The 20345-nt window shown below is 33.3% G+C and carries 23 protein-coding genes and 2 pseudogenes; 11 read left to right on the top strand and 14 right to left on the bottom strand.

The window, feature by feature from the left end:
- Positions 1-170: 170 nt before the first annotated feature.
- Positions 171-956, top strand: coding sequence for a P-type conjugative transfer protein VirB9 (gene virB9, locus ABWU24_RS04725; RefSeq protein ID WP_353274525.1), 786 nt, complete (start codon positions 171-173; stop codon positions 954-956).
- A gap of 7 nt (positions 957-963) precedes the next feature.
- On the opposite strand, the gene ABWU24_RS04730 is transcribed toward virB9, so the two are convergent.
- Together ABWU24_RS04730 and mraY are read right to left on the bottom strand one after the other, a co-directional pair.
- Positions 964-1557, bottom strand: coding sequence for a ribonuclease HII (locus tag ABWU24_RS04730; RefSeq protein ID WP_015588120.1), 594 nt, complete (start codon positions 1555-1557; stop codon positions 964-966).
- A gap of 5 nt (positions 1558-1562) precedes the next feature.
- Positions 1563-2543 (bottom strand): phospho-N-acetylmuramoyl-pentapeptide-transferase, encoded by a 981-nt coding sequence (gene mraY, locus ABWU24_RS04735; protein ID WP_341815675.1) that lies wholly within the window; start codon positions 2541-2543, stop codon positions 1563-1565.
- A gap of 155 nt (positions 2544-2698) precedes the next feature.
- Here mraY and ABWU24_RS04740 point away from each other — a divergent pair, with 155 nt between their 5' ends.
- Positions 2699-3685 (top strand): hypothetical protein, encoded by a 987-nt coding sequence (locus ABWU24_RS04740; RefSeq protein WP_341815676.1) that lies wholly within the window; start codon positions 2699-2701, stop codon positions 3683-3685.
- 68 nt (positions 3686-3753) lie between these two features.
- Positions 3754-4305 (top strand): DNA-3-methyladenine glycosylase, encoded by a 552-nt coding sequence (locus tag ABWU24_RS04745; protein WP_341815677.1) that lies wholly within the window; start codon positions 3754-3756, stop codon positions 4303-4305.
- 217 nt (positions 4306-4522) lie between these two features.
- Here the strand turns inward: ABWU24_RS04745 and ABWU24_RS04750 are convergent.
- Together ABWU24_RS04750 and ABWU24_RS04755 are read right to left on the bottom strand one after the other, a co-directional pair.
- A pseudogene (locus ABWU24_RS04750) lies at positions 4523-4756 on the bottom strand (IS5/IS1182 family transposase); the annotation flags it as partial.
- A gap of 148 nt (positions 4757-4904) precedes the next feature.
- Entirely contained in the window at positions 4905-5924 is a 1020-nt protein-coding gene (locus tag ABWU24_RS04755; RefSeq protein ID WP_341815678.1) for an Mrp/NBP35 family ATP-binding protein, read from the bottom strand.
- 79 nt (positions 5925-6003) lie between these two features.
- Between ABWU24_RS04755 and ABWU24_RS04760 the strand changes: the two genes are divergently transcribed.
- Together ABWU24_RS04760 and ABWU24_RS04765 are read left to right on the top strand one after the other, a co-directional pair.
- Positions 6004-7365, top strand: coding sequence for a hypothetical protein (locus ABWU24_RS04760; RefSeq protein WP_341815679.1), 1362 nt, complete (start codon positions 6004-6006; stop codon positions 7363-7365).
- A 469-nt stretch (positions 7366-7834) separates the two neighbouring features.
- A complete protein-coding gene (locus tag ABWU24_RS04765; protein ID WP_341815680.1) occupies positions 7835-8266 on the top strand; it encodes a hypothetical protein in 432 nt (143 codons plus the stop codon).
- 192 nt (positions 8267-8458) lie between these two features.
- Here ABWU24_RS04765 and ABWU24_RS04770 read toward each other — a convergent pair.
- A pseudogene (locus ABWU24_RS04770) lies at positions 8459-8840 on the bottom strand (IS4 family transposase); the annotation flags it as partial.
- Positions 8841-9350: 510 nt separating this feature from the next.
- Here ABWU24_RS04770 and ABWU24_RS04775 point away from each other — a divergent pair.
- The gene (locus ABWU24_RS04775) at positions 9351-10094 is read left to right on the top strand and encodes an ankyrin repeat domain-containing protein (protein WP_041581520.1); all 744 of its coding nucleotides are present in this window, start codon (positions 9351-9353) and stop codon (positions 10092-10094) included.
- Positions 10095-10196: 102 nt separating this feature from the next.
- Here ABWU24_RS04775 and tyrS read toward each other — a convergent pair whose 3' ends face one another.
- Positions 10197-11459, bottom strand: a complete 1263-nt coding sequence (tyrS, locus tag ABWU24_RS04780; RefSeq protein ID WP_015588221.1) for a tyrosine--tRNA ligase — start codon at positions 11457-11459, stop codon at positions 10197-10199.
- Positions 11460-11689: 230 nt separating this feature from the next.
- The gene (gene rsfS, locus ABWU24_RS04785; RefSeq protein ID WP_015588220.1) at positions 11690-12007 is read right to left on the bottom strand and encodes a ribosome silencing factor; all 318 of its coding nucleotides are present in this window, start codon (positions 12005-12007) and stop codon (positions 11690-11692) included.
- Between the two features lie 127 nt (positions 12008-12134).
- Between rsfS and ABWU24_RS04790 the strand changes: the two genes are divergently transcribed.
- Genes ABWU24_RS04790 through ABWU24_RS04800 form a run of 3 tightly spaced genes read left to right on the top strand, consistent with a single transcriptional unit; the run spans position 12135 to position 13993 of the window.
- On the top strand, positions 12135-12734 hold the full coding sequence (locus ABWU24_RS04790) for an AAA family ATPase (protein ID WP_341815682.1): 600 nt from the start codon (positions 12135-12137) through the stop codon (positions 12732-12734).
- Positions 12727-13215: an RNA pyrophosphohydrolase gene (locus ABWU24_RS04795; protein ID WP_015588274.1), complete on the top strand. Its 489-nt coding sequence runs from the start codon at positions 12727-12729 to the stop codon at positions 13213-13215. The genes ABWU24_RS04790 and ABWU24_RS04795 overlap by 8 nt, the downstream gene beginning before the upstream one ends.
- The gene (locus ABWU24_RS04800) at positions 13205-13993 is read left to right on the top strand and encodes a TatD family hydrolase (RefSeq protein ID WP_135352735.1); all 789 of its coding nucleotides are present in this window, start codon (positions 13205-13207) and stop codon (positions 13991-13993) included. Before ABWU24_RS04795 ends, ABWU24_RS04800 begins: the two co-directional genes overlap by 11 nt.
- A 5-nt stretch (positions 13994-13998) precedes the next feature.
- Here the strand turns inward: ABWU24_RS04800 and mdh are convergent, their stop codons facing one another.
- From mdh to ABWU24_RS04835, 7 genes are read right to left on the bottom strand one after another with little or no spacing between them, the layout of a single operon-like run.
- Positions 13999-14943, bottom strand: a complete 945-nt coding sequence (gene mdh / locus ABWU24_RS04805; protein ID WP_341815683.1) for a malate dehydrogenase — start codon at positions 14941-14943, stop codon at positions 13999-14001.
- A 3-nt stretch (positions 14944-14946) separates the two neighbouring features.
- Positions 14947-15522 (bottom strand): NADH-quinone oxidoreductase subunit C, encoded by a 576-nt coding sequence (locus ABWU24_RS04810; protein ID WP_264374529.1) that lies wholly within the window; start codon positions 15520-15522, stop codon positions 14947-14949.
- A 1-nt stretch (position 15523) separates the two neighbouring features.
- A complete protein-coding gene (locus ABWU24_RS04815) occupies positions 15524-16027 on the bottom strand; it encodes a NuoB/complex I 20 kDa subunit family protein (protein WP_015588278.1) in 504 nt (167 codons plus the stop codon).
- On the bottom strand, positions 16018-16371 hold the full coding sequence (locus tag ABWU24_RS04820) for an NADH-quinone oxidoreductase subunit A (RefSeq protein ID WP_015588279.1): 354 nt from the start codon (positions 16369-16371) through the stop codon (positions 16018-16020). Before ABWU24_RS04820 ends, ABWU24_RS04815 begins: the two co-directional genes overlap by 10 nt.
- Positions 16372-16388: 17 nt before the next feature.
- The gene (locus ABWU24_RS04825; protein ID WP_006014413.1) at positions 16389-16757 is read right to left on the bottom strand and encodes an HIT domain-containing protein; all 369 of its coding nucleotides are present in this window, start codon (positions 16755-16757) and stop codon (positions 16389-16391) included.
- A 6-nt stretch (positions 16758-16763) separates the two neighbouring features.
- A complete protein-coding gene (locus ABWU24_RS04830) occupies positions 16764-17045 on the bottom strand; it encodes a hypothetical protein (RefSeq protein WP_341815684.1) in 282 nt (93 codons plus the stop codon).
- 3 nt (positions 17046-17048) lie between these two features.
- Positions 17049-17783: a hypothetical protein gene (locus ABWU24_RS04835; protein WP_015588282.1), complete on the bottom strand. Its 735-nt coding sequence runs from the start codon at positions 17781-17783 to the stop codon at positions 17049-17051.
- Positions 17784-17967: 184 nt separating this feature from the next.
- Between ABWU24_RS04835 and ABWU24_RS04840 the strand changes: the two genes are divergently transcribed.
- Both ABWU24_RS04840 and ABWU24_RS04845 read left to right on the top strand, forming a co-directional pair.
- Entirely contained in the window at positions 17968-19344 is a 1377-nt protein-coding gene (locus ABWU24_RS04840; RefSeq protein WP_135352737.1) for a UDP-N-acetylmuramoyl-tripeptide--D-alanyl-D-alanine ligase, read from the top strand.
- 48 nt (positions 19345-19392) lie between these two features.
- Complete coding sequence (locus ABWU24_RS04845; RefSeq protein WP_015588284.1) at positions 19393-20343, top strand: complex I NDUFA9 subunit family protein; 951 nt, start codon at positions 19393-19395, stop codon at positions 20341-20343.
- The last annotated feature ends 2 nt before the right edge of the window (positions 20344-20345 follow it).

The raw sequence follows: 20345 nt of genomic DNA on the forward strand, positions 1-20345 counted from the left end.
ACTCATTTTAACATATATGAAAATAATGTTTAAAGAATTTTTTCCTGCTTTTTCCTGCAGTAATGAATTATTATGAAGCTTGCATTTTCTGTCGCTTACTACTGGGATAGCTTGACAGTTGCAGTACATGTCTATCAATGATAAAATAAAGATCAGTTTATTTTGATACTATGATTAGGTTACTCTTTGTTGCACTATTATTTTTTTGTGGTGGTGATGCACTTGCAAAACAGGAACCACGACCAATAGCTGGTGATAACCACATAAAGGTAATGAATTATAATCCACAGGCTATACATAAGTACACGGGCTTTTATGGTTATCAATCCAGCATATTGTTTGAGCCAGGGGAGGTAATAGAGAGTCTTTCAATGGGTGATGCAACCGGTTGGCAACTCCTTCCTCAAGGTAATAGATTATTTATTAAGCCTATAGATGATATTGCCGATACTAATGCAACTATAATTACCAATAAAAGAGTTTATTATTTCGAGTTTCATGCTGAAGAAGCAAACGGGCTAGATGATCCAAGGTTAGCATATGAAGTAAGGTTTCTTTATCCACTGTTCAACAGTGATGAAATTTATTCAACGAGTAACGGTGATATTCTAGAGCAAGCTAGTCATACCACTATCCCTGATATAAGTGATATTGAGATTATAAAGAAAGGCTTGAATTTTAACTATTCCATCTCGCACGTTGAAGGCAGTCAATCAATAATACCAATTAAGGTTTTTGATGACGGAAAATTTACATATCTACAATTTAATAAAATAAACTCTGATTTTCCGGCAGTTTTTATGGTTGATTCTGCAGGATATGAGTCCTTGATAAATTTTCGTACAGTTGATGACTACCTGATAATTGAAAGAGTAAGCTCGGTATTTACCTTAAGAAACGGATCAAGTACAGTCTGCCTATTTAATGAAAACATACCTTTCAAAAAAGGTAAGTGATTAAAGGCTATATTATTCTTATAGGTGCAAAATTCTTTCTATGGTGCTTCGTAATTCCATGAAGGCCAATAGCGCTGAGGTGTTCTTTTGTTCCATATCCTTTATTTTTATACCAATTATATTGAGGATGTTTATTATGCAATTCTTCCATAAGCCGATCTCTTGTAACTTTTGCAACGATTGAAGCGGCTGCAATTGATATACTTAAACTATCACCATTCACTACAGACTTTGTTTGCCATTTCACTTCAAGTGGTTGGTTACCATCAACTAACACATAATCTAGTTCTAAATCTAAATTTACCAGCGCACGTTTCATTGAAAGCTTTGTTGCTTGCAAGATATTGTATGAGTTTATCTCTTCTACACTTGCCATTCCTATACCAAATTTTGCAACAGACGTTATTTTTTCGTATAGAACTTGCCTACACTTAGGGGTTAGCTTTTTTGAGTCGTTTATTCCATCAATAACCGTATCTCTATCAGTAAATATTACAGCTGCAGATATCACTGGACCGGCAAGCGGACCTCTTCCAACTTCATCTACTCCTGCTATAATTCCTGATAATGTATTTTCTAATGTGAAATCTGGATATTTCATAGTTCCTATAATAAGAAAATTAAAGCAAAAATCGAACAAACGATAGAAATTATCCAAAATTTTATAACTATTGTATTTTCTGACCACCCTTTCTTTTCAAAGTGATGATGTATTGGTGTCATAAGGAAAATTCTTCTTCCTGCTCCATATCTAAATTTTGTATATTTAAAATATGATACCTGAATAATCACAGATAAAGTCTCTATTACAAAGATTATTCCAATAATGGCAAAAAGCATTTCTTTTTTAATTAAAACACTAGTGAGTCCTAAAGCTGCACCGATTGATAGGCTTCCAACATCACCCATAAATATTTTTGCTGGATGTGTGTTAAACCACAAGAAACTTAAAATAGCTCCTATAAATGCAATGCAGAATAAAGTAATGTTTACATCTGTCTGAGTGATGTATGCAACTAGTCCCAAAAAAGCAAAGGAAGTAATGGCTTGAGTTGCAGCAAGGCCATCCAAACCATCTGTGAGATTCACAGCATTGGCAGAGCCAACAATAACAAATGCAGCAAACGGAAGATATGGATAGCCAAGGTCGATTGCTACTTCTCTAAATAGAGAAATTTTTGTAAAACCTTCAGCAGATTGTAGCTTAAGTATAAACATACAGACCAGAGTAACGACAAACTGAATAAGTATTTTGGTTTTTGCACTTAAACCTCGGTGGTGATTTGTCTTCAATTTTAAATAGTCATCAATAAATCCAAGTAGAGCAAAAAATAGGGTTATAAATACTAAAAATAAAATTTCTTGTGTTAATTGAGTCCAAAACAAGATTGGTAATAAAGCAGAAGTGAGTATTATTATTCCACCCATAGGTGGTATATTCTTTTTTGTTATTAAATGACTTTCTGGTCCATATGATCTGATTGGTTGTCCATCTTTACTTATCTTTTTTAGAAGTTTTATAAAATAGGGAAAGAGAATAAACCCAAAAATAAATGAGATAAAAAACGTCTTTGTAGCTAAGATCACTTGCCTATCCAAATTGACTAGGTATTATACCAAAAGCTTTACCTAACCTCAATTTATACCTTTTTAGCAGCTCATTTTATTTATGATAAATTAGTTGTTGATGAATTATGATAAAATTTGCATACTAATATTTTGTTAATGGTAAGAGGTGGCATATGTTAGATTATATTAAAAAGCTTTTGTGGGCTACTACAGTACCTGATAATGAGAGTAGAGTTAAAAATTCTTACACGCATATAGTAGAGAAACCTTCTTTTGGTGATGCAGCTTCAAAGTTGAGTAAGGAAGAAAGGTCAGAAGAGCATCTTGTTCTTCTAAAAGGTAAAAGCAATAGCTCTGGTACAACTGTAACAGAAGGATCGTCTAGTATTCAGAATGCAGCATCAGGCAAGAATAAGCGTGGATATATCAAATTAGACAATGATGAAGAATGGGATGAATTCTTTGAGTTACAGAATGATCCAGACACTAATACTACGAACAAAGAGCCTTTTTCTCCGAAGAAAGGAGAATCTCACTATCATGGCAAAGAGATCATAGGTAAAATTGCTGACCAAATTAAAGCAGAGATATCTGAAGGTATGAAAAATCATACTATAGGATCCATAATGATAAAAGAAGGCAAAAGGGAAGATAGTATTGTTTACCCCACCGTGAGAGTTGTGCTACATGCCAATAAAGAAGGAGTAGATATAGCTAAACTTCTAGGCGGTAGTATATGTAAAGAGTATGGTGTAAGAACAATTACATTTTGTCATCCTAATCAAGAAAAAAAGAGAGGGGCATGTTGCTATATTAATAATGATAGTGATAATGAGGAAAGAGTTTATGAAATAATTAGTGGGTTATATGAAATGACTTTAAAGTGGTATGTTGATGGAAGAGAATGCAAAATTAAAGTTAACATTGATGGTAAGAATGGTGTAACTCTCCTTGAAGGCAACGGTGTTACTGCAGAGCAGTTGCATGCAAATAAAGAAGTCAAAATAGGTAAGAGACGTGAGCCAAAATCTTTATATGAAGCGTTAGTACCGCAATTGCAACAAAAGAGCTCTGAATCAGTCAAGGTTTTACAGCAGCCTTCAACAGATGTAACAAATGTGACAACAACACCAACTTCTACTTCTCAGAGATGCTCTTGACTAAATAAATAAGAAAAAGCAAAAATAGTATAACTTGCTTACAAATGTAAGTAACTTGTACTTCTATGATGAATAACACAATATTACCAAGAAATTTCTATGAACGGCCAACTTTAACCGTAGCTGGGGAGCTGCTAGGGAAGATGCTGAAATTTTCTCATTTTAGTGGAATAATAACTGAAGTTGAAGCGTATATAGGAATGGATGACCCAGCTTGTCATGCAGCAAGAGGCTATACTAATCGAACCTCAGTAATGTTTGGTACGCCAGGGTTTTCGTACGTATATTTTATATATGGAATGTACTATTGTCTAAATATTGTAACAGAAGCAGAAGGATTCCCAGCAGCAGTGTTAATACGAGGATTAAAGCTCACTGAACCGCTTGAAGCAAATTTAGGCGGGCCAGGCATACTGTGCAAAAAATTAAACATTACAAAAGAACATAATAAACAAGACCTTACTATAAGTCATGAATTTTGTCTCTATGAATATCACCTCAAACCAGATTATGTGTGCACTCCAAGAATCGGAATTAGTAAAGGCAAGGAGAAATTTTGGCGATTTAAAAGTTGCGTTTTAGCAGAAATGCCTAAAATCACACTCAACAATAAATATTAGACCTCCTGCATAAACTAGATAAAAAGGCAAATAGGCCTTTTATGTTTACCAACAATAGACTTCTTGGATAACCTAAGGATACTTTTTGATCTTCTATGGGGGAGTTGAACATTCCCTTTTTATAAAACTTTTGCATACTCCTATTTAACTTTAATAGCTCTTTATCTTCCTGAAATCTGGATGTTTTATCAATGCATCTTCTATTCAGCCGTTAGCAAGAACTTTCACTTATTCCATAGCTTTGCGCTATATGGAAATATGTACGGTATTTACACAAATATTCGAGTGCTATTAATAAATATGCATTGTTTATTTGGTTTTCCTCCTCTTGCCTTTTTCTTGGCCTCTTCCTCTATTAAAATTTCTATTATTTTTCCAATGTTTTTCTTTTTACTCCTCTTAGTCTTCGAAGCTTCTCTTCATCAAGTTTACTTACCTGCTCAAAATTTATACCTTCTCTAATATTGCTTCTACTACTTGTTTCTTAAGTTATCCAAGAAGTCTATTGTCTGTCCAGATACGAGGTAGCTGCTGCCATTTAAAATATTTTATTCACCTAAAATTACATTCTACCTATTTTAAAAGTAGTTTAAAAAACTTTATAGACTGCATACAAAAGACCTAACATCTTTAGCAATGCCTTCATAAATCCTTACTAAATCCTCACTTAGTATTGAAGGATTTCCACAATCAGAAGCACTACATATTTGCGGATCTAGAGGAACTCTGCTCAAGAGTTTGACTCCCAGCTCTTCAGACATTTTTTTTGCACCACCTTTTCCAAATATGTGTATTTTTGAATTATCTTGAACAAAATAGCTCATATTTTCCACAATGCCGATAATTGGCACGCTGAGCTTTGTGAACATATCATAAATTTTTTGTGCATCAACTAAAGCAAGCTCCTGTGGAGTTGAAACTATTATTGCTCCAGTTAAACTAAAATTCTCCATCAGACTTAAATGTACATCGCCAGTGCCAGGCGGTGTATCAATGATTAAATATTCTATATCAGACCACCTTGTTCCCATTAGCAAATTGTAAAGTGCTTTTGTGATCATAGGTCCACGCCATATTGCTGCGCGGTCCTTATCAATAAAATAGCCAATTGAAATAGTATAGAGACCATGTTTCTCTATAGGCATTGCTTTACCACTCTGTATTTCTGGTTTTAATTTCTCAGTGCCCAACATTTTAGGAATCGAAGGACCATATATATCTGCATCAACTAGCGCAACTTTATGTTTTAATTCTGCTAACGAAAGAGCTAGATTTAGTGCAACTGTCGACTTACCCACACCTCCTTTACCAGAAGCAACGACAATTATATTTTTCACTCCTTCGATATGAAGTTTAGCTTTTTGTTGCCTAGCTTGTTTTTGACCAGTAGCAACTACAGTAACCTTTCCTACTCCCGGTATCGCCTTAACAGCTTGCTCACAATTTTTTCTTAATTCTTCATTTGGTTCAGTAACTTCAAGAGCAAAAGCAACATCTTTACCCTTAATAACAATTGAGGATACTACACCAACATTCTTACCACTTTTCTTCTCTATAACCTTTTTTAGGCTCTCTCTTACGATTTCCTCATTAACCTGTGTAAATTTTTTCCAGAACATATGATGAAATTTTTTCTATTGGTGTATACTAACATAGAATAATTAAACTGCACTGACTTTAAAGCGAGGTTACAAGAATATGCTAAATGATAACAACTTAACACAAGTACAACGAAATTTGCATTTTAAGTTGAAAAAGGTAATATCAAATGGTGGGGGAATTAATAATATCTTGAAAGTAGCCTCAGAGAATGATTTACTAAAAGTTCTTACAATAGGATATACTACACGATTTCCAAGAGGTGGGGAACGCACTTTAACACTACTTAGCCTCGCCATATTCAAATGTAATGACGAATGCGTTAATTCTATTTTAATACATTCTCAAAATAACGGTACACTGCAAGAGATTATTAATACTGAAAATATTATAAACTATCAAGATGGTCTGATGTACACCTTAACATCGCTTGGCTTTGCTATAAATCACAATAAGCCAAGATATATTAATGATATTTTAACAAAAGCCCAGGACAGTGGAATACTACAAGATATTCTTGCTGCTAGAAATATTGTACAGTATTTCAATACTATGGAGTATGCTTTAACACCACTCAGTTTCTCTATATATAAAGGTAATAAAGAATGTATCAGTTCTATTTTAGAAAAAGCTCAAAATAATGATATGCTGCAAGGCGTTTTTATTGCTGAAAATATTTTACAATTTTCAGATGGTCTGACGCATATTTTAACACCAATTAGCTTTGCCATATATGAAAATAATAAGGAATTTTGTAACTACATTTCAACAATGATTCAAAATAATGTTGTATCGCAAGATATTCTGAATAGTTGGACATACATTTTAACATTGCTTGGCCTTGCTATATATAGAAATAACAATGAATATGTTAATTCTATTTTAAGACAAGCTCAAAATAATGGTAAGCTGCAAGAAGTTCTTACTGCTAAAAATACTTTGTATTCTCCAGATGGTTGGACGTATAGCTTAACATCACTTGGCTTTGCTATACATGAGGGTAATCATGCACATATTAATTCGATTTTAACTCATGCTCAAAATAGTGGTATATTGCAAGAAGTTCTTACTGCTAAAAATACTTTGTATTCTCCAGGTGGTTGGACGTATAGCTTAACATCACTTGGCTTTGCTATACATGAGGGTAATCATGCACATATTAATTCGATTTTAACTCATGCTCAAAATAGTGGTATATTGCAAGATATTCTTGCTAATCACAATGCTGTAATATCTCCAACTGATCAGACGTACAGCTTAACGCCACTTGGCATCGCTATACATAAAGGTAATATTGAATGTATTAATTCTATTATAGTACGAATTAATGACATACCACGATATATCTGTGCCACTTTTCAACCAACTGCAGCGATTAATGAAAGGAATACTAGGATTAGTAGTGCATTAGATAATGTATCTATTCCTCCTAGACTACAAGTAAATAGAATTACTTTCTGATTACCTTGTCCTTCCTGAACGCTCAGGTTCATAAGGAACTTTTTGCACAGAGGTTACTTCTACTCATCAAAAATCCTTTAATATCACTCTGGTGTATATTGACACATTAATTTTAATAATTAAACTACATTGACTTTAAAGCGAGGTTACAAAAATATGCTAAATCATCAAAATTTAACATGAAAACAAAAAGATTTGTATTTTTAGCTAAAAAGATCCATATGGAATGGAAGGAGCATCAGTAATATCTTGAAAGCAGCTTCAAGAAATGATTTACTAAAAGTTCTATATCACTTGATATACTACACGATTTCCAACAGATGGAGGACGCACTTTAACACTGCTTAGCCTAGCTATACATAGAGACAATAATGAATGTGTTAATTCTATTTTAGAACAAGCTCAAAACAATGGTATACTACAAGATATTCTTACTACTGCAAATATTATAAACTATCAAAATGGTTTGATGTACACCTTAACATCGCTTGGCTTTGCCATACATCATAATAAGGGAAGGTATATTAATGTTATTTTAACAAAAGCCCAAGAAAATGGTATATTACAAGATATTCTTGCTTCTAGAAATATTGTACAGTATTTAAATATTATAGCGTATACTTTAACGCCACTTAACTTTGCTATATATAAAGGCAATAACGAATGTATCAATTCTATTTTAATACGAGTTCAAAATAGTGATACACTACGAAATATCCTTACTTCTAAAGATATTGTGCAGCTTCCAGGCGTGACGTATGTCATTAAACCATTTGCCTTTGCTATATATAAAGGTAATAATGAATGTGTCAATTCTATTTTAATACGAGCTAAAAATAGTAGCATGCTACAAGGTGCATTTACTGAACTGTACTGTTTCCATATGGTAGATATACTTTGAATGCTTGTGAGCTAGCTGTAGTTGTTAATGAGAACAATGCTAGTATTAGGACTGCATTAGATAATGTATCTATTTCTTCTAGGTATGTTAGAGAAAATAGCAAAGTTAATTAATTTCTTAAGTAACTCTTTCTTGCAAGTACTACTTTTTTATGTATCTGTTCAGGCAATGGCGTTAACTTAAGAGAATAAATTAGCAAGCTCTCCTAAAGACATTATGGCGTTTAGGCTTATCTACTTTATTGCGGCTATACAATCTTCACGTTAACTTTAGTGCGTATTTTAAAAAGGGTTTGAAAGTTTTTTGGTGCTAATAAGCACCTGATAAAGTTTCTGTCTCATTACACCAAATAAAACTGAAAAATTTAAACGATACTCAGCAATTTGATCTGGGTTCCAAGGTTCTTGTGCATCACACATATGAAGTATTGCACATGACCAAGTTTGCACAAAATTCTTGTTTCTAAATTTATCCCAGAAAAATTCTCTAATTCTGCTTCTACTTTGAGTCGTTTATAGCACTCCTCTATGTGACACCTTAATAGATAAGCTTTACTGATATCTTCTTTATTGAAATAAAATAGAAACCAAAGGTCCTATTTTTTACAGTATTTTACTCCTTAACATCTTTCCTTAAGTTGACGCCATTGGGCTTTGTTGCATCGCTATCTACGGTGGATAAAAGATAAAAATGTTGAATATCAATAGCTTATTATTCTAGCATTTATAGTAAGGACAGTCAGTAAATATCTAAATTTAAGTAAAAGAAGTTTTACTATCATTCACTAATCTAGCTAGAATTCAAGAATTTCAATGCTTTAGCTATTTTAAGTAGAATTAAATTTACTAGTACAAACAATAAATTACTATTCTTAAATTTGATCGGATTGATTGCAAAAAATAAGATTTTCAATAAGTTGCTTGTATAGTTAGCCTTTTATAGATAGTGATGCAACAAAGCCCGCTGAAATCTAGTTCATATTATATATTTATCTGATAAGTTCCATGTATGTGTAATTTATTTAAATTGACTTCTTATCATATAATTAAATATATTATTGAAAATTAAAGGTAAGGTTGTGGCAATGGAAATTTCAAATTGGCACGAATTATTGAGTTTAGTTAATGTTGACAAAGATTTAAGCAAAGATAACGTAATTGAAAAAATACAAAATGAGCTGAAAAGATATTCAAAGGAATATGAAAAGTGGGAAAAGTCTGGCTTTGATATAAATTATGTGTTTAAAGATGGTGAAAAAGTGACTCTTTTGCATTTAGCTGCTTTCTGTAACCTAGAAAATATAGTGAACGCTCTCATAGAAAAAGGTGCAAATGTTAATGAAAAAGGTGCAGGAGGAAAGACTCCTTTATGTGGTGCTGTTTTATGTGACAACATGGTCATGGTAGATGCTCTAATAAAAGAAGGTGCCGATGTTAATGTAGTAGATATATTGAGAAGGGCTCCTTTACATTGGGCTGCTTTACGTGGCAATATGGTCATGGTAGATGCTCTAATAAAAAAAGGTGCCGATGTTAATTCAGTAGATATATGGGGAGAGACTCCTTTACACTATCTTAATCGTTCAGCAATTAAGAAAGGGTGGATTGCCGGTGGAGTAACTGCATTATTAGGTACTGCTATATCTATAGCACTTTTTACAGCCGGAGCAATTACAGCTGAGTTAATACCTATAGTTATAGCAGTAGTTGCAATTACAGCAACAGCACTAATAGTTGGCAATGCTATATATAAATTGTCAAAGCCTGATACTCAAGTTGATAAACCAATCTTAGCACAAGAAACTGCTAGCAATAGTAGGGTTACCTAGCGATTCTGCCACAGTGTCAGCTGTTTCAATGATATCCATTTGTCCCTATAATTGTCTTTTCTCGCCTACCTTACTTTACCACTCTGCTGAACAGAGACAAATTTACTTTCTTACTTCACCCACCATAACTCTAATATGACGTTTCTTTCCTGCAGATAATTTGATAAATGGCTGACCTTTAAAGCTTTCAGAGTTTATTATATAGTTAATATCATTTATAGTATTATCATTAACTTTACATCCATTTCCCTGTATTAAACGCTTTGCTGCACCTTTTGAAGGTTCAAAACCGGTGTCATGCAGCAAGTCTATCAGGAGTATGCCATTTGTAACTTGTTCTCTTGTGATAGTGTAACCAGAAAGCAATGAACTGTCTTGATTTTCAAAAGCAGAGATTGCAGTAAGTCGTGCAATTTCTGCTTCTTTATCACCATGACATATTCTTGTTACCTCTGTTGCCAAGACCTTTTTTGCTTCATTTATTTCTTGATCCTTCAAGGACTCTAATTTTTTAATTTCATCAATTGGTAAATCAGTAAAAAGTCTCAAGAAATGACCAACATCTTGATCATCAACATCGCGAAAATATTGCCAGTAGTCATAAGAATTTAGCATACTGCCATCAAGCCATACTGCCCCACTTTCAGTTTTGCCCATCTTTTTTCCTTGTGCGTTTAATAAAAGAGGTGTGGTAAGACCAAACAGCTCAGGTAAATTTAACTTTTTGCCAAGTTCAATTCCGTTTACTATATTTCCCCATTGGTCCGACCCTCCAATTTGCAGACAACAGCCATATTTTTTATTCAACTCGACAAAATCATAGGCTTGTAACAACATGTAATTAAACTCGAGAAAGCTTAGATTTTGCTCCCTATCTAGCCTAATTTTCACACTATCAAAGCCTAACATGCGATTTACAGAAAAATGTGTCCCTATATCACGCAAAAAGTCTATATATTTTATGTTATCTAACCAATCTGCGTTGTTTACTATGATTGCACCAGTTTTTCCATAATCGAAAGATATCATCTTCTCGAGGGTTTTCTTTATACCAAGTATATTTTGATTGATATCTTCTATCGGCAAGACGCTTCTTGCTTTGTCTTTACCAGATGGGTCACCAATTTTTGTTGTGCCACCTCCAAGTAGAACTATTGGCTTATAACCGAATTTTTGTAGGTGACGGAGCATCATGATTTGAATGAGACTGCCAATATGCAAACTTGGTGCCGTACAATCAAACCCAATGTATGCAATTATATAATTATCTTGTGATAATAGCTGGTCTAACCTATCAATGTTTGTACATTGATATAGGTATCCTCTTTCTTGAATGAAGTTTAAAAACTCGGATTTATGTTTCATAATATGTTATTTTGTGTGTAAACGGTGTTGTTAACGATGGCGTCATTCCAGTGCTTGACGCTGGAATCCAGTTTATTATGAAATTTCATCAAAAATGTTGTATAGTGTGCTCGTTTATGATTAAGTTTTCTAGATTCCAGTGTCAAGCACTGGAATGACACCACCAACTTCATAAGAGTTGCCTTCAAAACTACAACATTTGAGCAATTGTATAACAGCTACCTGAATAATCAATTCCATAACTCTTCTATCTTATAATATTCTCTTACTTCTGGCCTGAATAGGTGAACCATTATACCTTGAAAATTCACAATCACCCAGTTACCTTCATCCATACCTTCTACATCTATTTTATCGTATTGCTTGAGATTTTTCATCACGTGCTCAGCTAATGCTTTTACATGGCGGCTCGAATCACCGGATGCAATGATCATATATTTTGCAATGACAGTTTTATTCTGCAAATCAAAAGTAACTATATCTTGACCTTTGTTTTGATCTATTAAATCTACAATTGTATTTTTTATTGATTCTGTATCACCATTCATTATTCTAAATTATATAATTTATCTGTAATTATACACTCAAAATTTCTGAATATGAATTATTTTGATATGCTTCTAGTGTAACGTTTATAATACATATATTTGTAATATATGATAGTTTTCTGATGGTATGATCATTTACTTAATCGGATTTCCAGGTAGTGGCAAACTTACGATTGCAAAAGAGCTGTGTAATATTATTGATGGGGTGATAGTAGACAATAACCTGTTTAATAATATTATATTTGATATGATTGACTTCAGAAATGCTGAGGTTACAAGTGAAATATGGGAAAAAATTTTTGTGATTAGAGAGAATATGTTAGCAATATTGGAAAAACACCATATAGAATCAAAGCATTATATATTTACAAACGAATTGATAAAAGGTGATTACTATGATCAAAGAGTATACAAATCAGTGGTGAATTTAAGTAAAAAAATGAATGTGGAGATTCTCCCTGTGGTGTTATATTGTAATAGTGGAGAACTAGTAAAGCGCGTTCAATCAAAGGGAAGAGAGCAGGAGAGAAAAATTACTGATTCAGATTTTGCTATGAGAAGAATTAAAGAAAAGAAACTATTTGTGCCTCAAGGTTCACTTAAAATTGATAACTCAAACTTAAGCGCAAAAGAAGTTGCAAAAAAAATTGTTGAAAAAATGAATAGTAAAAAAGTAGTTGGAACTTCTATGATAGATAATTTAGCAGCAGAGAGCATTTGTGATTAGTGAAGAGAAAGAGTATCGCCCTTGTGTTGGCATAATGTTATTTAACAAACAAGGAAATATTTTTATTGGAAAACGCTTTGATAGTGACTCTTATTGGCAGATGCCACAAGGTGGAATTGATGATGGTGAAGAGCTAGAGCAGGCAGCGCTACGTGAGCTATTGGAGGAAGCTGGTACTGATAAAGCAGAAGTTGTGGCCCAAAATAAAGATTGGATATACTACAACTTACCTGAGGAAGTTATACCAACATGCTGGAATGGGAAGTATTCTGGCCAAAAGCAAAGGTGGTTCTTAATGAAATTTTGTGGGAAGGATAAGGATATTAATATTAACTATACTGATCATCCAGAGTTCAAAGAGTGGCGTTGGCAAAATGTAGATGATTTGGTAGCCAGTGCCATACCGTTCAAAAAAGAAGTTTATAAAAAAGTGATAGAAGAGTTTTCTTCTATCATAAAAGGATCTATTTATGATAATTGATTCTCATTGTCATCTAATTTATTTTTCTGGTGATGAAATACCAAAGGTAATTTCAAGAGCAGAGCAAAATGGTGTGAGAATTTTGCATAACATATGTATAAGCATTAATGATATCCCTAAATTATTAAAAATCTCTTCATCCTATGATCAAGTCTACTGCTCCGTTGGTATACATCCGCTTGATACTACTGTGGAAAAAGGTGAGTGTATAAATGCTGATGAATTGATTGAATTTACTAAGGGCAAAAAGGTAATTAGTATCGGTGAAACCGGATTAGATTTTTATAAATCTGATAACAAAAGCTATCAGAAAGAAAGTTTTGTATCACACATAGAAACAGCAAGAGTAACGGGATTACCTTTAGTTATTCACACTAGAAATGCTGATAGTGAGATGATTGATATGTTAAATTCAGAAATGAAGAAAGACGCTTTTAGTGGAGTAATGCATTGCTTTGCTTCTTCTAAGGAGCTTGCTTATAAAGCTATGGACTTGGGATTATACATTTCATTTTCTGGAATTATTACTTTTAAAAATGCGAGCTTACTCAGAGAAATTGCACAAAATGTACCACGTGAACGTGTTTTAGTTGAAACTGATGCACCTTATCTATCTCCTGAGCCTTACAGAGGAAGAAAAAATGAACCGGCAATGGTGAAATATGTTGTGAATTGTTTAGCAGAATTATGGAATGAATCGCCGGAACAAGTAGCAAAAATAACTACAAATAATTTTTTTAAGCTGTTTACAAAACTTGAGCTCAAAGAAATTATATAGGACAATTAATTTAGCCGACAAAGCTCTTCCACTGCATTTACAGATTTATTGAACATCTCTTGTTCACTATCATCCATCTTAACTTCTAGAATTTTCTCAACTCCATTTTTGCCAATAATAGTAGGAACACCAATGAATAAGTCTTTCACACCATATTCACCATTAAGATAAGCAGCGCATGGTAATATACGCCTTTTATCTTTTAAGTATGATTCTAGCATGCTTATGGCTGAAGATGCAGGAGCATAGTATGCAGATCCAGATTTAAGTAGATCAACTATTTCTTTTCCACCATTACGAGTGCGCTCAACTATTTCATCAACTTTTCCTCGCGTAATCAAACCCATCTCAATGATTTGGGTAAGTGGAATGCCAGCAATTGAAGCATAATTGATTAGTGGTACCATAGTATCACCATGTCCTCCAAGCACAAAAGCAGATACATCTTCGACAGAAATATTTAACTCACTTGCAAGAAAATAACGAAAACGAGCAGAGTCAAGCACTCCTGCCATACCAACAATCATATTAGTTGGCAGACTTGAAGATTTGTGTACTACTGAAACCATAGCATCTAAAGGATTGGTAACCACTATTACAAATGCGTTTGGAGAATGTTTTTTAATATTTTCCCCAACCTCTTTCATTACTGCAGCATTAGTTTGCAGAAGGTCATCTCTGCTCATTCCAGGTTTTCTGGCAATGCCAGCAGTTATTATAATTGCGTCAGAGTTTTTTATATCTTCATACCTATTTGTACCAGTAATATTGACATTAGATCGATCAATAGGAGATGATTCTGTAATGTCAAGCGCTTTACCTTGTGGTATTCCATCGCTGACATCAAGCAAAACAATATCTCCTAGCTCTCTTAGTGCAATCATATGGGCAAGCGTTCCACCGATATTTCCTGCGCCAATCAAAGATATTTTTTTTCTTTGTGCTGTCATTTTCTACTCCTTTATATTTACTTTTGTGGCTTTCCTACCTTCCCAAGGGGATAAGCTGTCAAACATACGAAAATCTTGCGGTAAGTCTATAGGATTATATACAACCTTTTTTGCCTCTATATCGTATCTTACTTCCTCGTAGCCAGTGAGAGGAAAATCTTTTAACATTGGATGACCTTTGAATCCATAATCCGTTAAAATCCTACGTAAATCTGGGTGATCAGAAAACTCTATTCCATACATATCAAATACTTCACGCTCAAACCACGAAGCTGCGTTAAATATCTTTGCTACACTTAGAGGTATATCACCTTCACATAACTGAAGCTTTATGTGCACTCTGATATTGTGTACAACGCTGAGCAAATTGTATATTAGCTCGAAACGTTTTTCTCTATCTGGGTAATCAACTCCAAAAACGTCAACTAATAATTCAAGCCTACACTTTTCATCATCACGTAGAAAGAGTAAGTGATTTTCAATGTCATTCAAAGCTGAATATATTACAATAGTGCCATCATTTTTCTGAATACATTCACATTTAGTCTTTTTTTGTATGTATTTTGCAGTTTTATCCATGCTATATATTTTTAGTTCGTTTTATTTTATTTTGTAGACATAGCATTCCATATAGCAACGCCTCAGCAGTTGGAGGGCATCCAGGAACATACACATCAACTGGCACAATTCTATCGCAACCACGGACTACTGAGTAAGAATAATGATAATAGCCACCGCCATTTGCACAACTTCCCATAGAAACGACGTATTTGGGATCTGCCATTTGATCATAAACTTTACGCAATGCTGCTGCCATTTTATTAGTTAACGTGCCAGCAACAATCATAACATCTGCTTGCCTTGGGCTTGCACGAAAGATTATGCCATATCTATCAAGATCATAACGACTGGATGCAGTGTGCATCATCTCTACTGCGCAACATGCAAGACCAAATGTCATTGGCCACAATGAACCAGACCTTGCCCAGTTCATTATATAATCTATTAAATCACCAAATTTAGTGATAAGAAAACCTTCTTTTTTGTAACGATTCCAGTCGCCATTAGATAAATTTACTCCCATTCCAACGCACCTTTACACCACTCATAAATAAAGCCTATAGTAAGTATTGCAAGGAATATCATCATAGACCAAAATCCGTAATAGCTTATTTTAGATAAAGAAACGGCCCAAGGAAAAAGAAAAGCAATTTCTAAATCGAATATTATGAACAATATTGCAACTAAGTAAAATTTTATGTCGAAACTTTTTCTGGCTCTTGATAAAGGATTAAAGCCACACTCATATGTAGAAAGCTTTTCACCATCTGGGTTACTGACTGCAAGAAACATAGGTAATACACCTAAAGTAAAGGATAATACAATTGATACACAGATAAAAATTAATATAGTTAAATATTCACTCATTTAAAAAACATATAACACTATGAATTTACATGCTTTCCTAATCTTTTACCACCTAAAATATGTATGTGAAAGTGCGGTATAACTTGCTCTCCATCTTTACCGTGATTAGTAACTAATCTATATCCTGTTTTTTCTAAGTTATATTTATGTGCTATTTCTCTAACAGTTTTAAAAAAACTTACTATTTCCTCTTCGGAAGCTTTCAGAACAAAATCATCGTATGAAACGTATTGAGCTTTTGGTATAACTAGAATATGAACTGGTGCATCAGGATACTTATCACGAAAAGCTAGCACATTTTCATTTTTATGTATTTCCTCATAAGACAACTCACCTCTTAATATCTTAGCAAAGATATTAGTGTCATCATAAGCTGTACTACCCATACTTTATTAAATTCCTGGTCCTCTTCTATTTTGCTTATGATTTGGTGTAGAAGGTGGGCTTATTGCTGCTTCGCTAGAAGCATCTTCAAGACTTGAAACGTCTTTTAGCTGTATATCTTGTCCACGCAAAACTGACCCATAGTCCATTTGGTGTCTTTTTGAAAACGTTTCTATTCTATTTGCCCTTCTTGCAGCAATAACTTCTGGTTGTAAATGATACATATCTCCAGGAACAGTTAGGCTATGATAACTTTCCTCTATTTGAACTTCTTTCATAACACTCTCCATAATTTATTTCCCCCTACCTCTTATGCTTTCGCAACTTTCAAAATCTTGTTTAATAGCTTTTTGCCAATTATTTAAAATTTTCTCTGATGATTTTTCTTTATCCATAGGCCTTACAACTTCCTGTGACTTCTGCTTTTTACTATCATATCCACTATACAACTTTTCTGCAATACCATACAGCAATTTCCGATCTGTGTGAACTTTAAACTCTCCACCAGTAATTTTTGCCAAATTTTTAAGATCACAATCAATCTTATTATAAATTCCTTCAAGAGCGTACTTTTTCATTACTTTTTCATCCATACCTAGATTTTTATCTTTTATTTCTTGGATAATCTTTTCAACATCAACTTCAATTACAATTTTGTTTTCTTCTCTAAAAATAGTTATATTGGGCAGATCTTCCCTTATTTCATCTAATTTCTCTGGACTCAAGTAAGGTATATCCCCCGTTAAAGTTCTTGACGCTAAAAAACTTACCTTACCTTTTTCTTGTTTTATTATTTGTATGCCAAGGTACTTACTAGCTTCTGTGGTTTTTATAGGTGGGTCATATTTCTCTTCTTCTTTAGGTACATCACTCACAGCGTTTTTTAATGAAACTTTAGCATCATGCTTCATTTCATCAATTGAAGCAAACGGTTTCTTTATAGGATAAATAAGTGCTTTAGGCACAAGAAAAAACACGCCTTTTATCTTAGCCAAAATAGACTTTTTATTTGACTCATCTTTTGCCATACATACCTCCAAATCACTTTCTACAATCAGATGGTAAAATACACCTAATTATAGACGAAAATATTTAAGCTTGTATATCTATTATAAGATGAAATTATAGAAATAGCAATCATTATTTGTACATTACCAAAGTATGTAGTATTTTTGCTGCTTTTCTTGTTCAAATTACCTTTAAAGATAAATTATGTTAAAATGGAACGCAAATAATATTATCGATGCTACTGGCGGAAGAGGGGAGGGTGTTTGTAATTCGGTATATAGCTCAAATATTTCAACGGATACAAGAAGCATAAAAAAAGGTGATTTATTTATTGCTCTCAAGGGAAAGAAATTTGATGGGCATGATTTTCTACATGAAGCATTTTTAAAAGGAGCTGTTGCTGCGGTAGTAAGCGAAGATAAATATAGAAATTTTCCTCTAATTATTGTGCAAGATACTCTAAAAGCTTTGCATAATATGGCATCATATTACATTAGAAATATTCTTGTTAATGCTAAAGTTATCACAATTACAGGTAGTGTTGGGAAAACCACTACAAAAGATATGCTTAACACTGTTTTGTTGCATTATGGAGTATCTCATGTAAATGAAGGTAACTTGAATAATAATATAGGATTGCCTTTTACGATTCTAAAAGCGCCAGAAGATTGCCAGTACTTAATCCTTGAAATAGGAATGAGTAGAGCTGGTGAAATAAAAGAGTTATCGGAGATTAGCAATCCGGATATTGCAGTTATTACCAACATTGAACCTGCGCATGTTGAAAATTTTTCATCTCTACTTGATATTGCGCAAGCGAAATTAGAAATTCTACATGGTATGAAAAATAATGGTACTTTGGTTTTGAATAAGGATAATGAACATTATGATTATCTCTTATCAAATGCTAACAGAAATGTAGTAAGCTTTGGTAAGAATGAAAGTGCTACTATTTGTTTGTTAGACCTAATAAGAGACGATAACGGTCTAAATTTAAAAATCAAACTGAACAATGGTCAAATTATGAACTGTAATTTACCTGTAAAAGGCGAACATTTTGCATACTCTGCATTAGTTGTTACAGCAGTTTTGCAAAGTCTCGAACTTGATTTATCTAAATTACCACTAGTACTTGAGAATTTTACTGTAACAGAAGGTAGAGGTAATGTTCATCAAGCTAAATACAATGGAAAATTAGTACATTTGATTAACGACTCCTATAATGCTAACCCTACTTCAATGAAGGCTGCAATAAGAACTTTAGGTACATATTCTAATTTAAGAAAAGTGGCACTACTTGGCGATATGTTAGAACTTGGTAATGAAAGCATAGTATTTCATACAGAATTGCTTGACTCTATAGTAGAACAAAATGTGAATAAAGTTCATACGGTTGGTAAATTTATGTTAGAATTGAATAAACTTTTACCGGAGAATATAAAAGGCATGCATTTCGATGATTCTAACAAATTGAAAAGTAATTTAGCTAATATTGTTCAAGATAATGATGTAATTTTAGTTAAAGGTTCTCATGGAATGAGAATGGACCTTATAGTGCAGGAATTCACAATAGAATATTAAATAAAACTATTGTATTAATTTAAAGTTAAGTTATTGGAAGTTTTAACTGTGATAAAACGTATAGTTATTTTTGGTGGAACGGGATTTATAGGAAAACACATCGTAAGACGCTTGGCAGCGGCGGGGTATTTAATAAGAATATTTACTCGTGATCAGGAAAAAGCTGCTTGTCTGAAGTTATGTGGAAATTTAGGACAAATATCAATAATTGAAGGAGATTTTTTTAATGAAAAATCAATTTTAGAAAGTATGGAGGGGTGTGATGTTGTTATAAATTTAGTAGGAATATTATATGAAAAAAGAAAATACGATTTCTATGACGTTCATGTTGGAGTAGCTGAAAGAATAGCAAAAGCTGCGCAAATAAAAAGTGTATACATGATGATACATTTTTCTGCCATGGGAATAGAAAATAGTAAGCTGTCAAGATACGCCCAAAGTAAATTAGAAGGTGAAAAAGCTGTAACTTCAGCATTTCAGGGAGCAATAATAATTAAGCCAAGTCTTGTATTCGGTAAAGAAGATAGTTTCTTCAATAAATTTGCAAGATTAGCAACAATTCTTCCTTTTTTGCCGTTAATCGGTAGTGGAATAACGAAATTTCAGCCGATATGTGTAACAAACTTAGCTGAAGTGGTATATCGTATTATCAGCTTTAATAAGCAAGATAAAAAAATTTATAATATAGGTGGACCAAAAGTTTACTCTTTTAAAAGCTTATTAAAGTTTATTCTGAATGTGACTAACAGAAAGTGTCTACTGATCAATGTACCTTTTCCAATGGCAAGATTGATAGCCTTTTTCTTAGAAAGTAAAGTTGTTTCTGTGCTGTTAAAACCTATAACCGGAGATGCAAGCCCTATACTTACTCGAGATCAGGTGAAAGTTATGATGAATAGTTCAATCGAAAAGTCAGATGATCTCGGAACAATGAAAATTAGACCACTAGCAATTGAAAATGTGGTACCAGAATACTTGAAAATTTATAGAAAGCATTGATA

The organism is Wolbachia endosymbiont (group B) of Hofmannophila pseudospretella, assembly GCF_964028515.1.
Classification (GTDB): Bacteria; Pseudomonadota; Alphaproteobacteria; order Rickettsiales; family Anaplasmataceae; genus Wolbachia.

Coding starts and splice junctions, on each gene's coding strand:
- virB9 (WP_353274525.1), top strand. CDS start 171: ATGATTAGGTTACTCTTTGTTGCACTATTATTTTTTTGTGGTGGTGAT.
- ABWU24_RS04730 (WP_015588120.1), bottom strand. CDS start 1,557: ATGAAATATCCAGATTTCACATTAGAAAATACATTATCAGGAATTATA.
- ABWU24_RS04740 (WP_341815676.1), top strand. CDS start 2,699: ATGTTAGATTATATTAAAAAGCTTTTGTGGGCTACTACAGTACCTGAT.
- ABWU24_RS04745 (WP_341815677.1), top strand. CDS start 3,754: ATGAATAACACAATATTACCAAGAAATTTCTATGAACGGCCAACTTTA.
- ABWU24_RS04755 (WP_341815678.1), bottom strand. CDS start 5,924: ATGTTCTGGAAAAAATTTACACAGGTTAATGAGGAAATCGTAAGAGAG.
- ABWU24_RS04760 (WP_341815679.1), top strand. CDS start 6,004: ATGCTAAATGATAACAACTTAACACAAGTACAACGAAATTTGCATTTT.
- ABWU24_RS04765 (WP_341815680.1), top strand. CDS start 7,835: ATGTACACCTTAACATCGCTTGGCTTTGCCATACATCATAATAAGGGA.
- ABWU24_RS04775 (WP_041581520.1), top strand. CDS start 9,351: ATGGAAATTTCAAATTGGCACGAATTATTGAGTTTAGTTAATGTTGAC.
- tyrS (WP_015588221.1), bottom strand. CDS start 11,459: ATGAAACATAAATCCGAGTTTTTAAACTTCATTCAAGAAAGAGGATAC.
- rsfS (WP_015588220.1), bottom strand. CDS start 12,007: ATGAATGGTGATACAGAATCAATAAAAAATACAATTGTAGATTTAATA.
- ABWU24_RS04790 (WP_341815682.1), top strand. CDS start 12,135: ATGATCATTTACTTAATCGGATTTCCAGGTAGTGGCAAACTTACGATT.
- ABWU24_RS04800 (WP_135352735.1), top strand. CDS start 13,205: ATGATAATTGATTCTCATTGTCATCTAATTTATTTTTCTGGTGATGAA.
- mdh (WP_341815683.1), bottom strand. CDS start 14,943: ATGACAGCACAAAGAAAAAAAATATCTTTGATTGGCGCAGGAAATATC.
- ABWU24_RS04810 (WP_264374529.1), bottom strand. CDS start 15,522: ATGGATAAAACTGCAAAATACATACAAAAAAAGACTAAATGTGAATGT.
- ABWU24_RS04815 (WP_015588278.1), bottom strand. CDS start 16,027: ATGGGAGTAAATTTATCTAATGGCGACTGGAATCGTTACAAAAAAGAA.
- ABWU24_RS04820 (WP_015588279.1), bottom strand. CDS start 16,371: ATGAGTGAATATTTAACTATATTAATTTTTATCTGTGTATCAATTGTA.
- ABWU24_RS04825 (WP_006014413.1), bottom strand. CDS start 16,757: ATGGGTAGTACAGCTTATGATGACACTAATATCTTTGCTAAGATATTA.
- ABWU24_RS04830 (WP_341815684.1), bottom strand. CDS start 17,045: ATGGAGAGTGTTATGAAAGAAGTTCAAATAGAGGAAAGTTATCATAGC.
- ABWU24_RS04835 (WP_015588282.1), bottom strand. CDS start 17,783: ATGGCAAAAGATGAGTCAAATAAAAAGTCTATTTTGGCTAAGATAAAA.
- ABWU24_RS04840 (WP_135352737.1), top strand. CDS start 17,968: ATGTTAAAATGGAACGCAAATAATATTATCGATGCTACTGGCGGAAGA.